A 13,318-nucleotide genomic window follows, 5' to 3' on the forward strand; every position below is an offset into this window, starting at 1 on the left:
ATCGCGCCGGTTTGGTCAAGGCACCCGTAGCTCAGTGGATAGAGCAGCCGATTTCTAATCGGCTGGTCGCAGGTTCGATCCCTGCCGGGTGCACTCCATGGTGACTAGGAGCCTCGGCGGAGCCACTCAGCGTTTTTTAGCGCGGATCAAGGGCAGTGCCATGCGGTCCAAAGGACTGGAAGCCCATCGACCGTCGAACTGCGGCAGGACCATGATCGCCTGGCGTTCGGGTCTGGGCGTTACGGAAAGCTTGAACGGGCGCACCGTGGGCAGATTGGGCTGCCCGGGGCTGGGCTTGGAGCTCAGGCCCCAGTTGTTCCCGGCTGGATCTGACGTGATGGATGCGTCCGGGGGGAAATCGTTCCATGTACTGTTGAACAGCTGAATCACGCGCCCGCGCGGGTCGGCCCAGCCGATGCGCCCCTTTTGTGCTTCCAGGCGGAAATGGATTTGCGGCAGGGTCGCCTCCTCTTCGGAGATCTCACTGCAAAAGATGACGCGGTACTCGCCAGGGGCGAGCATCAGGGCAGGGGATCCTGGCTTCATCTGCGCTCCCAGGCGGTCTTCAAAAAACTCACGGCCCTGATAATGGATAAGTTTCCACCCCGTGAGGTCCACGGGCTGCGTGCCCGGGTTGTGCACCTCGATCCAGTCTGGCGTATCGCCACGGCCGTTGCGAATCGTTCCTGTATTTTTGGGCTGCACCTCGGTCACGACGACTGGCGGCTCGGAACTGGCGGGCATCCAGTATTCAAAATCCCACGGCGTGTGGTCGTTCCATTCAAAGGGGGCCCCGGCCGCTGCCTGAACCCCTCCCGTCCACACGCTGGAGCGGATGCCATGCTCCTCGAGGAGCTCTTTCAGCTGCTGCATTTCGGCTGCGGAATGCACGCTGGCCAGCTCCACATCGGGCATTTTCTGTGCCTGCAGCCACGTCATGCGGGTGTTTAGCAGGGAGAAGGTGTCGTTTAGTTTGACGACCGAAAGACTGTGCAAAGGCTGGCTTTTCACGGCCGGAATTTTTTGCAGGACCTGCCTGTTCACCTCATCGATCAAATAGATGAGCGCCGCGGTGATGATCACCGTAGTCATCATCGAAACCACCGGCCTCTGCGAGATGGCGCGTTGAATCGCCGGTTTTGTGATGCGGTCCGAGGCTTTTTTGACCGCATGGCTGAGATCGGACGCCGATTGGTAGCGATCCTCCGGCTTTTCACGCAGCGATTTGGTGATGATTTTATCCAGCATCTGAGGGCTGCCCGCGGCCTTGGACGGCGGCTCAAACACGCCCACTGGAAATCTCCCCGTGATCATTTCATACAGTGTCACACCGACGCTGAAGATGTCCGCACGGTGGTCGAGCTCCCCGTTCCGGCGGCGCTGTTCCGGTGCTGCGTACACGGGCGTGCCCATGATCAGCGTGCTGCGGTTCTGCGTGGTCGTCGTACCCTCTGCCTGCACCAGTTTTGCCAGGCCAAAATCTGCCACCCGAACATTGTTTCGTGAATCGATCAGGATGTTCGTGGGCTTGATGTCGCGGTGGATGACACCGTGGTCATGCGCGAACTGCAAAGCCTCGCACACCTGCGTCACCACCTCCAGCGCACGCGGCAGCGGCAGTGGCTGCTGCTTCATGATTTCAAACAGCGACGTGCCTTCCACATACTCCATCACAATATAGAGGTGGCCCTGCTCATTGCGGCCGAAATCGTACACTGCCACGATGTGCGGGTGCTGCAGCCGCGCGAGCAGGCGTGCCTCTCGGTGAAAGCCTTCAACGAAGACAGCGTCCTGGCTGAGATCCGGCGGCAGTATCTTGATTGCCACACGGCGTTCCAGAGAGTTTTGCATCGCAGAATAAACAGCACCCATTCCTCCGCGATCCAGAAAGCGGAAACCGGTGTAGCCTGGAAAGAACGACTCGAGGTCCTCGGCCAGTGGCGGTTCCCAGTCAGTGGCCTGCCCACCCAGCACGCCGTCCATCAAACCGATAGGGTTCAGTCCAAGCATGGCAGGAGACTTCAGCGCGTTGTTAGGTGTGTCTCTGGCATCATGCCCGATCGGAGTCGAACTCATCTTTATGGGGGTGCTAGGATATTTTTATCGGCTTTGAGGCTGTGGCCACGACATGATCCACAAGCGGTCAGAGTTTCGGTTTTGATTATGCCAATTGCCGTGATGATGTGACTATTTTTTCATCCAATTTGCTTTGGTCTGCGTATAAGCGTGCTTTGATCCAGCGACGCATGGCAAAAAATCCTCCCACTCATCATGGTTCATTCCCCGTTACCCGGTGGAGCATGGTGCTCGCTTTGCGCGAGGGCGGAAATCTTAGCGCTGGCCGGCTCGCGCTGGATGAGCTGTGCAAAATTTATTGGGGGCCTATTTATTCGTACGCTCGTTTTCAGGGGCTTTCTCCCGCAGACGCGGAAGACCTCACACAGAGCTTCTTTAGCTTCGTGCTAGAAAAAGCTTTATTCACAAGCGCCGACGCCTCGCTGGGAAAGATGCGTAACTATCTCCTTACCGCCTTCGGCAGGCACATCAAGCACTGGCAGCGTCAAGCTACGGCATTGAAGCGCGGCGGTGGAAAAGAGATCCTCTCCATTGAGGCTTCCCAAGCCGAGGACGAACTGGCCATTCAGGCGCCAGATCACCGCACGCCAGAGGCCATTTACCAGCGTATGTGCGCTCTGCGCATCATTGAGGCAACGGTGGATCAACTGGCCAGAGAACAGGAAGATGCGGGTAAAAAGGAGCAGTTTCAGCTGCTGCGCCCCCGGCTGGATCCCACGCTTGCGGGGTCCGGCAATGATGCTGAGCTGGCAGTGCGGCTGGGCATGACCCACGATGCCGTGCGCCAGTCCATCTCAAGACTGAGAAAGCGCTTTCGGGAAATCATGCGTGAGCTCGTGGCCGGCACCCTGGCCTCTCCTACCGATGAATCCGTGCAGGAGGAGCTGACCGCCCTTCGAAATGCCCTGGTCAGCCGCGACTAGCCCGCGGGGATGGTTCTTTGGAAATAATCCTGTCACAGGTTTTCGCCACTTGGTTACTACCTGACAGCAGACGGCGATCCTGTCCGCCAGCTTAACTCCAAAAACATCAAACTACTCATCATCCCCTTCAAATGAACGCACTTGCCATCACCACCCTTGGCACCAACATCCTGCGCTTTACGATGCCTTTGGCCGCTTCCTCCAGCGACTTAACCAGCAAGTTCAGCGGTATCATCAATATTCTCAACCTTGTTGGCCTGGTGCTTGCCTTCGGTGGCCTCCTCTTCTCTGCTGTCATGTTCATGATGGGCAACACAGAGCGCGTGCTCTACGGCCTCGTGGGCGCCGGCATCGGCGGCCTCGCCTTCATCATCACCAAGGTCATGTTCTCCACCGCCGGCGGTTCCAGCGACGTGGACTCCATCGACATGGGCAGCGGCAACTAGTCCCGTCACGACAGAATTTCTTCTCCCTGGTGGATCGCCGCGGTCCATCAGGGGTGGAATTCTGTTGTTACGTTCCGGCCACTCATCATGGAGCAGCAAGGCGTCAAATTGCACGAGACCAACGAAGGTCGCGATTCCCAGCAGGGCATCGCGGGCTTTGAGGGTGCCAATGCCCTTTGGTTCATGCTCGCTTTTGGCATGGCCATGCTCATTTTTCGCAATCTGGCCAGCTCGCCCGACTCGAGCATCCCCCTGGCCCTTTTGTTTGCCTCCATCCCTCTGGTGCTCGTCTCCCTCTACTGTTTCGGTTTGAAGCAGGGGAAACCACCTTCCTACGATGTGGAGCTCTTTGAATGGCTGATTATAAAGGCCGCCAAAGCGCCCTACTTCTCCCCCAACAAGGTGGAACCCATCGCCCTGCCCTGGGTGGATGATCCAGCCAAAGATCCCCATATTTAATCCTCCCGGATGGCGAAGTTCATCAATTCCTACCTCGACGAGGATCTCATCATCTACCGTGGTCTCCAGCGCGGCGGAGCCATTGGCAGGGGCTACAATATCGAAATGCCCGACACCGAAAACACTGACGCATCCTGGCTGATGTCCCTGGAGGACAATCTGCGGGTGCTTCTGCGCATGATCCGCCCGGAACTGCGACTGCAGGTTTCCTGGAGCGTGGACAGTGACTACCGCAAAGAGCTGGAACGATATCGTCAAAAGACAGAGGAATTGCCTCAGGACCGCTGGTCCACCCGGCAGCGCGAGGAACGCTACGAACGCTACGACAAAAAAATTCGCGAACACAGGCTGCGCCGTGAGCACCTGCAGTTTTATTTCACCTCCAAGATCCAGGGCAAGGCCATGGGCGGAGGCCGCCAGTATTACGAGGAACTGCTCCAGGCCGCCAAGCGCGAGCAGGGAGAGCTGGAGGAGGCGCTGCGGCAGCAGTTCGGCAGCCTGGGCGGCCGTGTCATGCCCATGAATGACATGGAGCACTTCGAAGCCTTCTACCGCTACTTCAATCCCAGCGCCTTCGAGAACGAATCTCTCAAGCTCGAAGACCTTTACGATCCAGGCAAGACCGTCTGCGAAATGTGCTTCAACAGCGAGGCTGCCCCCGTGCGCATGGGCTCCTCCACCTTTAAGATGGACGGTTTTTACCAGGGTATCTGCGTGGTCAAGAGCATGCCCAAGTTTACCTATATCGGGATGATGCGCACCCTCACGCAGCTCGACATCCTCGACTACCAGATCATCACCAACATTGAGGCTGGGGATGTGGAAAAGGACCGCGTGACCACGGAGGGCAAAGTCGCGCGCCTGGAGCGTGGCAAGATCACCCCCTCCCTCGAAGCCACGCTGCTCAAGCTGCGCACCCGTATTCGCCGCCTTAGCACCAACGAAGTCGTGCCGTATCGCATGCATCTCATCGTGCGTGTTTGGGACAAGGACGCTGATGTCTGCTCCAGCAAGCTTTCTGCCATTCGTAATTCCATCCTCAAACTTGGCGGCGCGCAGTCCTACGAGCCCACGCTGCCCACCAGCGTGCGCAACTACTGGCAGCTCTGCATGCCAGGCTGGAGCTGGGCCAATTACAACGACTTCAAGCTCTACGTCGAGGACGTCAACCTCGCCGACATGCTGCCCATCTCCAGCACGCCCACGGGAGATCTTGAGGATGCAGAGGCCATCTATGACGGCCCGCGCGGCGCCCTCGTGGGCACCACCACCTTTGTGGGCAAGGAAGGCGCCATGCGCCCGGAGCACGGCATCATGTTCGGAGCCTCCGGTGCCGGGAAGTCTGTCTTCACCATCGATCTTCTCACCCAGACCGCGCCTTACTACGATTTCACCGCCATTGTGGAGGAAGGCCTCTCCTACAATCTCTTCACCCGCCTCTATGGCTGCGAGCCCATCATCGTGCAGCCCAATGGGAACCTGACCTTCAATTACTTCGACACCCGCGGCCTCCCGCTCAGCTCCGACCAGCTTGGCGGTGCCACCGCAGTGGCCCATCTCATGGCCGGACCGCCGCCGGACATCGACAAAGACCGCATCCGCCAGGCTCTCCTCGCCAAGCAGATCGAGCGCCTTTACATCGACCAGTTTGAAACCTGGGCCAGCCGCAATGCCGAAGGCCGCGCCGAGGCTGCACGTCGCGTCGCCATCGCCGACGAATGGCGTAAAAAGCGCATGCCCCAGGGAACCGTCCTCGCGGACGCATGGATGGATTTTCGCGGCTTCCTCATGGAGGGGGATGCGATGGCAAATGAACTCAACCGCACCGAAGTAGACCACAGCCTGCTGGAAGACTTCCTCAACAACCCCGGCAACCAGTGGGACATGATGAGCATGGCCTACACCCTCATGAAGCCGGAGGACATGCCCACGCACAGCCAGTTCGTCGAACTGCTCAATCTCGAAAGCCGCCAGCGCCGTGCCCATCCGGATATTGGCCTGCTGCGCATGCTTCTGGAGCCGTGGAGCCGCACGGGCCGCTACGGCGCCATCCTGGACGGTGTCAATAACGTCAGCCTCAGTGGCAAGGTGGTCCACTTTGAGCTCTCCTACATTCCCGAGTCTGCCAAGGAGCTGCGCACCGTCGCCGCCTTCCTCATCACCAATGACCTGCGCAAAGAGATCATGAGCCGCCCGCGTTCCACCCGCAAGCGTGTCATCCTTGAGGAGCTTTCGGCCTTCCTCGCCATGCCGGACGGGGACCGCATCACGCGTGAGTACTACGAGCGTATGCGCAAGTACTCCTGCTGGGTCTTCTCCATCATTCAGCAGTTCGGGCGCATCAAGGACCACCCCGTCCGTTCCTCCGTGGTCGGAAATTCCCGCGTCATGTACATGCTCAAGCAGCCCGATCAGCGGGATGTGGAAAGCATGAGCGAAGGCTTCCGCGTCCCTTCAATCACCAAGAAGCAGGTCACCAGCTTTCCTGATCCTTCGGAGATGAAGTCAGACCCCTACGGCTCTTTTGTTTACTACCATGAAGCGACCGGCCGCCCTCGCATCGCCATTGGCCGCCATCAGGCCTCCAAGGAGATGATCCTGGCCTCCGCCACCTCGGGCGAAATGTTTGAACGTCAGAATGCCGAGCTCAAAAACTATGGCGGAGACGCCTACAAGATGATCCTCAGCCAAGCCAAATCGAAGAAATGAAAACGACCACACTCATCCTTCTTGTGGGCCTCTCATCGGTGCTCTCCTCCTGCACCAGCAGCAACGGCACCATGAACAAGGGGCTCATCGGCGCTGCTTCCGGCGGTGTTCTCGGTTCCATCATCGGCGATCACCTGCTCAACAGCAATAACGGCAGCAGCAACTCGTCCTCAACCACCTCTGCCGCGGGCACCACCACCAACAGCAGCAGCAGCGGCGGCACCAACAAGCACACCGGCCTCATCACCGGGGCTGCGGCCGGTTTTGCCGCCGGTGCCATCAGCGATGCCATGGCCAACAAGGAAATTCAGCAGAAATACCTCGACGGTTACAACAAAGGCCGCAGCGATGCCATCAAGGACCTCTACTGGCTCAAGCGCGATGCCGAGCGCCCGGCCAATGAGGCCGGCGTGCAGCGCCGCTATTACGAAGTGCCCGTCCCGGAGCACGTCACCACCGACGGTGTCCTTGTGGAGCCGCGGAAGGTCGTCATCGAAGTTGTTGAGTAATTTATCACCACACACCGCACACCATGAAAACATCCGCATGCTTCGCTCTCGGGCTGTTTTTGTTCAGCCACATCGCCGTCGCGCAATCGCCGGTTCAGGAAGTCATCGACAACGCCCTCATCCAGCAGACGAACACCAATACGCAGAGCATCATGAGCATGCTCCAGCAGCAGCTCGATGAGGCGCAGAAGCAGACCCAGGCGCTCAATGATCAGCTCACCCGCATGGGGGACCCCTCCAAGGTCAGCCTCCCGGCGCTGGATCTCATCAAGCAGGACATTGCCAAATCCGTGCAGACCTCCTCCAACGGTATGGCGCGTGAAGACCGCATCCGCGCCACCACCGGCGCCGAAGCCTTCGGGGACAATGCCTATGGTCTTGTTCCTGGCATCAGCTCCACCGTCACCTTCAAGGATGGTGAAACTGGCCAGCGTGATCCGTCTCTTTACATGCTCCAGGGCGCGCTGATGGGAGATCTCAATGCGCTGGCGGAGCAGTCGAAAGAGGCAGATGAGCGCATCGCCGAGCTGAAAGAGCAGCGCTCCCCGCTTCTTGATCAGCTCAGCGCCGCCACGGATCTCGCCAGCGTGCTGAAAATTCAGACCGCCCTGACCGCCATCGATTCCGAGATCACCAGCGCGCAGGCAGATTACACAAAGAGCAAGCTGGACTACGATGTCCTGATGGAGAAGCTCAAGCTGCAGGCTCAGATCGAGTCCAAGGGAAAGAACGAGGCCCACGACCTGGAGCGCAAGCACAATGCCGCGACTGCCAAGGCCGCCGCGGCTTCCGGTTCGGGATCTTCTTCCAGTGGTTCCGGCTCATCGACGACCAAGCCTTTCAGCAATCTGACTTGGGGCAAGAAGTCGCCTTAGACCGGCCCATCGTCGCCAAGCATCCACCCACCATAGAGTGTCATGAACTTCACGCCCATTTTAGCAGACCAGGGATTTGCCGGCGCGTTTGGCCTCATGGACACGTTCTACAACGACCTGCAGGGCACCTGTTCTGACATCTTTGACGTCCTGCAGCTGTTCACCTTCACCCTCGCCTTCCTCGGCCTGCTGACCATCGCCTACAAAGGCATCATGGGGGGCAGTCTGGAGGGGGCCTTCGGGCAGATCGTCACCATGGGGATCGTCTGCGTCATCATGCCATTTTTCCCGCAATGGCTCGTCGAGGACGTGCGGGTGGCGCTGAGCGATGACATGCTCACCTCGCTCAACATGGATCCCATCGGCTTGTTTGAGAACTTTGGGAACAGCTTCAGCGATCTGGACATCGACACGGATACCAGCGCCCTCACCGCGCTCATCGTCGATCCTCTCGCGATCATCGATTACATAGCCAACATCATCGCCGCCTTTTGCATGATCGTGATCGGACTGATCTGTTATGTGATCTTCTTTTTCGCCTATCAGGTGCAGATCATGGCCCTGTATGTGGGCGCGGCCGCCTCTCCGATCTTCTTCGGCATGTTTCTTTATGACCAGACTCAGAAGACGGCCGTCAGTTATTTCACCGGACTCATCGCCGTCTGCTTCTGGCCCTTGGGCTGGGGGATCGGGCTCATGCTTGCCGACGCCCTGCTGACGATAGGCATTGATGTGATCACCCTCATATGCGGCACGCTGAATCTCGCGGGCTTTGGCATCGGGGTGGAGGCCATTGCCATTTTCGTGCTCGTGGTTGCAGTCGCCATCTGGATCATGTTTGTGCTGTTCAAAGCACCGGGCCTCATCCAGGCGGCCATCACCACCGGCGCACAGATTGGCACCGCTTTTGCAGGCCAGGCTGTCAGCGCTGCCATGGGCGGCATCAGCGCTGGCGGTGCTGTGGCCAGTTCTGTGGTGGGCATGATGCCTGTCCCCGGCGCCAGCACGGCCTCCTCGGCCATCAGCGGTGCCACGGGTGCTGTCACCGGAGTCGGAAACCAAATAGGCGGCCTGGCTGGTGGTGGCGGTGGAGGAGGAGGCGGAGAGGAATGATATGAGAGGCGTTGTGGACATTTTCATCTCGAAGGAAAAGCTGGCCTTTTTCTGGTTCCTCGTGGCCTGCACCTGCCTGGGTGTCACCGGCTGGTATGTCTATGACGTGGCGGTCACCAGCCGCGGCAGCATGCTGTATGTGCCCATCGAAAAATCCTACGTTTATCTGGACCGTTCCCTGCAGCAGGAGGATCTGGATGAAATCGTGGACTATCACGCCCGGCTCTCGCTGGAAACACTGCTCAATCGTGGTGGCAATGGTCCTACCACAGGGGGGCGCATCAGACTGCTGTTTGCCGGCGCCGGCTTTGATCAGGCCGTAAAGGATGTGCAGGAGTCGAGGTATGATTTCCACCTTCGCAACATTCACCAGGTCGTCGTGCTCGGCCAGATTCGCGTCCAGCACTTTCCTACGGGCGAGGCCGAGACGCTTGCGCAGGGGCAGCTCGTTCGGGTGAGCCTTGATCCGACTTCCGGCGAGGCCGTCAACCAGTCGTTTGCCGTGACCGCGCGGCAGAACTGGGCGCGCAACCAGAACCTGCGCGACAGCCGTCGCTTCCCGTTTGTCTGCACCAACATCGAGTATTCCATTCGGCCCCTTTCCAGCTCTGATTGAGATCACCACACACCATGCCTGACAAGATAGAGAAAAAACGCGGCGCCATTGACACCCTGATCATCAGGGACCGCACCGCCGTTTTTTGGTTCCTCGTCGCCTGCGTGGTGGGCGCGGCCTGCGCGGGGTACGTCATGCTCATGTCCGAGGCTTTGCGCCAGCGTCCGCCGTTTGTCGTCATGGACACGGCAGGCGCCTATTATGTTCCGCCAGGCAGTGTTTACCGCGAGATGAAGCCCATGCACGTCAACCTCGCCGGCATGCTTGCGGAAACCATGCTGGAGCGCAATCCCGACGGCCTCATTTATCAGGACCGTCTGGAAAAGCTGTGCTGGGAAAATGACAAGCACGAGACCCCCAGCCACGAGGAGATTCTGAAGGAGATCCGGAAGGAGGAGAAGTACTTCCGCAGCCAGAAGGCGAACCAGAGCGCGGAGATCGAAAAGACCGAGATCGTGAAAACCACCAACACCGAGGTGCGAACCGTCACCACCGGCAATGTGCGCCGCCGCAGCTTTTTCGGCGACAAGGAAAGACTGGAGGACTACCGCTTCACTCTGGACGTCATCTGGCATCAAAACTTCAAGGTTACCCGCAAAGGCTTTCCCTCTCAGGTGAAGACCTTGGTCAAACTGAGTCTGGTGCCCATCAGCGAATCATGAACTTACGCCTTCCCAGCTTGATTCTGGCCTGCGTCTTCTCGGCCGCCCTCACGCTTTCTGCGCAAGTGCAGCCAGGCCGTGAACTCGTGCGCCTCGATCCGAAGAATCTGGTGCATGACATTGCCATCAACGCGAATGTGGCCACCACCATCACCTTCCCCGAGAAGATCTCCCTCCTCACCGGTTTTGGTCTCGTCACAGATCCCGCCCAGGTCAATCAGATGACCGGCTCCAAGGTGGGCATCGTCCATTATGAAAACGTGATCGGAGACACCCTGGTCGTCCGCCTCGTCAAGCCGGGCGAACCCTGCCACGCCACCGTGCGGACCACGCGCAACATCTACCTTCTCCGCTTCGTCCCTGCCGACGAGGCCAACCTCGCCGTCATTGTCTCTCCTCCGGTGCAGGTCAGCGCGGCTGTGGAGGTCACACCGGACAAGGTGGTGGAATCCCGGATCGAATACAATGCCGAGGAGCTGGTGGGCATGCTCAGCAAGGTGCGCAACCGCAAGGCGCTTCAAACTTTGAATCCTGGTCTCTTCAATAACTGGCAGGAGCGCAATGGTCTGATGATGACCTCCACCCAGAAGGAGCTCATCACCACGATCTACGAGATTCAGCGCAATCCTGCCAAAGACCTCACCGTGTTCCGCTGCTGGCTCACCAACAACAGCCTCAAGCCCTATGAATTTGAACCCAGCGGTGTAAAGGTGCGTGTCGGCAACAGAAGCTACGACACCCAGCTGGTGGACTGCGCCAACACCGTGGCGCCCGGGCAGCGCACAGCCATGGATGTGGTGCTGCAGGGCGGCCCGGGAGGCAGCCGTGAAGGACTTTCCATCAATCAGGACTTCCGCATCGAAATGCCTGAGGCCGGACGCAAGCTGCTCCTGCTGCCGCCGCTTTCCAGCGCGGACGCCGCTGAACTCGACGCCACCATTGACGGCAAGTAACCCTTCACCCCCGCACCCGCCATGATGCAGCAACTTCAGAAACCAGGCGTGCAGATGATGCTGCTCGTCGTGGTTGTCGCCATCGCCGGCGCGGCGTTTTACATCAGCAAGCAGCCGACCGCCTCCGTCAATGCACCGCCCCCCGTCAAGGACGTCAAGACGGGCGAGATCAAGCCGGCGCCAGAGTCATCCCTCGTGGCGGAGTCAAAGACGGTGAACCTTGGGGAAAAACGCACCGCCATGATGGGCAGCGACCAGCAGGTGGAACGTTTCGTGATCCCCGCCAAGAAACCCCCGCCTCCCAGCCTGATCTCCGGCGGTTCCACAAGTCAGAAAAAGAAGACCGACAAGCCGCCGCCTTTCCCGAAGCTCGTGCATGTCAGCAACACGGTTTCCGAACCCTTTGTTCCTTCCGCTCCCAAGCTCTTTGCGCCTCGTGGCATTCTTATCAAGGCCGCGCTCGTCATCACCGTGGACTCGTCCTCCCTTCAGACGCCTGTGCTTGGCCTCGTGACTGAAGATGTTTATTGGAATCATCAGCTGGTCCTCCCTGCCGGCACCCAGGTGCATGCCAAGGCCAGCAAAGGCCGAATCCGTGATCGCATTGAAGTCAAAGGCGCTTTCACCTTCATCTGGGATGATGGCCGCGAGTACACCATCAACGGCGTGGCCCTCGATCATCAGCGTCTCGCGGACGATTCCTACGCCATCACCGACGGTTCAGCCGGCGTTCGGGGAAACATCATCCAGAACGATCAGTATGCGCAGGTGAAAATCCTAATCGCGGAAGCCCTGCAGGGCATCATGAACAACAACCGGCAGCAGTTTCAAAGCATCTACGGCCTCGTGCCGCAGAACAACACCCGCAATGCTGCCTTGGGAGGCGGTGCGCAGGCCGCATCCGCCTACTCCGGCTTGCTGACCAAGCAGCTTTCCCAAGACCTTGACTTCGTCCGTGTGGGTGCCGGCACACAGTTTTACATCTACACCACCGATGTGTTTGAGCCGGAGATGGCCAGTATTGCCGGTCTGCGGCAGAGGAGCCAGCCGCTCTCCAGCTGGCAGCTTGCCGAAGAAACCTACGCCCGTGCGCAGGCGGAGAATGCCAGCGCCTCCCAGCAGAGCGCCACTGCCGCCGCTGAAGCGGAGAAGTCCCGCAAGCAGCAGGAGACTTCCGACCAGATTCAGCAGGTGCGCGCCCTTGTCACTCCCCCGGCTCCGGTGGCCGCAGATGATTCCTCAACTCCTACTCCCAGCAGCAGCAATCCATGAACCGCAAGATTCTCGCATTCGGCCTGAACTTCGCCACTTTGATCTTTTGCGCCCTTCTCTCATCGTGCAAATCGAAGAGTGTCGCGCTGCCCGGTGATCCCCTGGCGTTTCCCACGCAGGAACAGGAGCTCGCATACCTTCCGACTTATTCCAAAAATGTCCTCGCCGGCTGGCCCAAGGGGCGTTCACTCGATCGGTACGATGCCTCCCGGGTCCGGCTCGACGAGCAGATCCATGCCTATCACCTCGGCCGCCTCCCCAGCAAAGACCGCCGGGAAATGCATGAGGCACACACCGTTTACCGCCTGGAGCAGGGGGGGCGCTGGGACACCCGGCTTCCCGCCACCCCCATGGATTCCCGTGGTGTCGTCCTCGGCGTCATCGACCCCGCCCGCAAAGATGTGCCAGATGACACCATCATCAAACAGGAGCGCGAGGCGCTGGCGGCCAAGGCTGTCAGCCTGCGAAAATCCATGGCAGACCTGGAGCAGCTCCGCACTCAGCTCATGCAGAAAAAGAGCGACTTTGAAAAGGCGACCAAGGACGCCGAAGACATCAAGACGGAGCTCAATTTGCTCTTGCAGGATCGCAACCGGCTCAAAGCCGAGTTGGAGAAGGCCGAAACCAGCATCGAAGAGCTCAAGGAAGCCGAGCGCCTGCGCATCGGCAGTTCCAGCCAGGGCCTCTTCCAGAAGAAGAAATAGC

Annotated in this window: 13 protein-coding genes and 1 tRNA gene; 13 read left to right on the forward strand and 1 reads right to left on the reverse strand. The window is 59.2% G+C overall.

Annotated elements, in window-relative coordinates:
• Positions 1-20 precede the first annotated feature (20 nt).
• Positions 21-93: transfer RNA gene (locus ACILSO_RS03460), tRNA-Arg, on the forward strand.
• A gap of 33 nt (positions 94-126) precedes the next feature.
• On the opposite strand, the gene ACILSO_RS03465 is transcribed toward ACILSO_RS03460, so the two are convergent.
• On the reverse strand, positions 127-2,076 hold the full coding sequence (locus ACILSO_RS03465; RefSeq protein WP_395735970.1) for a protein kinase domain-containing protein: 1,950 nt from the start codon (positions 2,074-2,076) through the stop codon (positions 127-129).
• 170 nt (positions 2,077-2,246) lie between these two features.
• Here ACILSO_RS03465 and ACILSO_RS03470 point away from each other — a divergent pair, with 170 nt between their 5' ends.
• The 12 genes from ACILSO_RS03470 (at position 2,247) to ACILSO_RS03525 (ending at position 13,317) form a co-directional block, all read left to right on the forward strand.
• The gene (locus ACILSO_RS03470) at positions 2,247-2,999 is read left to right on the forward strand and encodes an RNA polymerase sigma factor (RefSeq protein WP_395735971.1); all 753 of its coding nucleotides are present in this window, start codon (positions 2,247-2,249) and stop codon (positions 2,997-2,999) included.
• Between the two features lie 131 nt (positions 3,000-3,130).
• Positions 3,131-3,445 carry a hypothetical protein gene (locus ACILSO_RS03475; protein ID WP_395735972.1) on the forward strand — a complete coding sequence of 105 codons (315 nt, stop codon included), beginning with the start codon at positions 3,131-3,133 and terminating at the stop codon, positions 3,443-3,445.
• 87 nt (positions 3,446-3,532) lie between these two features.
• Positions 3,533-3,904: a hypothetical protein gene (locus ACILSO_RS03480; protein WP_395735973.1), complete on the forward strand. Its 372-nt coding sequence runs from the start codon at positions 3,533-3,535 to the stop codon at positions 3,902-3,904.
• Positions 3,905-3,913: 9 nt separating this feature from the next.
• Positions 3,914-6,613: a hypothetical protein gene (locus ACILSO_RS03485; protein ID WP_395735974.1), complete on the forward strand. Its 2,700-nt coding sequence runs from the start codon at positions 3,914-3,916 to the stop codon at positions 6,611-6,613.
• Positions 6,610-7,122, forward strand: a complete 513-nt coding sequence (locus ACILSO_RS03490) for a hypothetical protein (RefSeq protein WP_395735975.1) — start codon at positions 6,610-6,612, stop codon at positions 7,120-7,122. Before ACILSO_RS03485 ends, ACILSO_RS03490 begins: the two co-directional genes overlap by 4 nt.
• Before the next feature lie 23 nt (positions 7,123-7,145).
• The gene (locus tag ACILSO_RS03495) at positions 7,146-7,997 is read left to right on the forward strand and encodes a hypothetical protein (RefSeq protein ID WP_395735976.1); all 852 of its coding nucleotides are present in this window, start codon (positions 7,146-7,148) and stop codon (positions 7,995-7,997) included.
• 42 nt (positions 7,998-8,039) lie between these two features.
• A complete protein-coding gene (locus ACILSO_RS03500; protein WP_395735977.1) occupies positions 8,040-9,110 on the forward strand; it encodes a hypothetical protein in 1,071 nt (356 codons plus the stop codon).
• Positions 9,111-9,123: 13 nt separating this feature from the next.
• The gene (locus ACILSO_RS03505) at positions 9,124-9,726 is read left to right on the forward strand and encodes a hypothetical protein (protein WP_395735978.1); all 603 of its coding nucleotides are present in this window, start codon (positions 9,124-9,126) and stop codon (positions 9,724-9,726) included.
• 14 nt (positions 9,727-9,740) lie between these two features.
• Positions 9,741-10,388: a hypothetical protein gene (locus ACILSO_RS03510; protein WP_395735979.1), complete on the forward strand. Its 648-nt coding sequence runs from the start codon at positions 9,741-9,743 to the stop codon at positions 10,386-10,388.
• Positions 10,385-11,341 (forward strand): hypothetical protein, encoded by a 957-nt coding sequence (locus ACILSO_RS03515; protein ID WP_395735980.1) that lies wholly within the window; start codon positions 10,385-10,387, stop codon positions 11,339-11,341. Before ACILSO_RS03510 ends, ACILSO_RS03515 begins: the two co-directional genes overlap by 4 nt.
• 21 nt (positions 11,342-11,362) lie before the next feature.
• Entirely contained in the window at positions 11,363-12,613 is a 1,251-nt protein-coding gene (locus ACILSO_RS03520) for a TrbI/VirB10 family protein (protein WP_395735981.1), read from the forward strand.
• On the forward strand, positions 12,610-13,317 hold the full coding sequence (locus ACILSO_RS03525) for a hypothetical protein (RefSeq protein WP_395735982.1): 708 nt from the start codon (positions 12,610-12,612) through the stop codon (positions 13,315-13,317). The genes ACILSO_RS03520 and ACILSO_RS03525 overlap by 4 nt, the downstream gene beginning before the upstream one ends.
• Position 13,318: the final 1 nt, after the last annotated feature.

Source organism: Prosthecobacter sp. (assembly GCF_044226605.1).
In the GTDB taxonomy this organism is placed as follows: Bacteria; Verrucomicrobiota; Verrucomicrobiia; order Verrucomicrobiales; family Verrucomicrobiaceae; genus Prosthecobacter.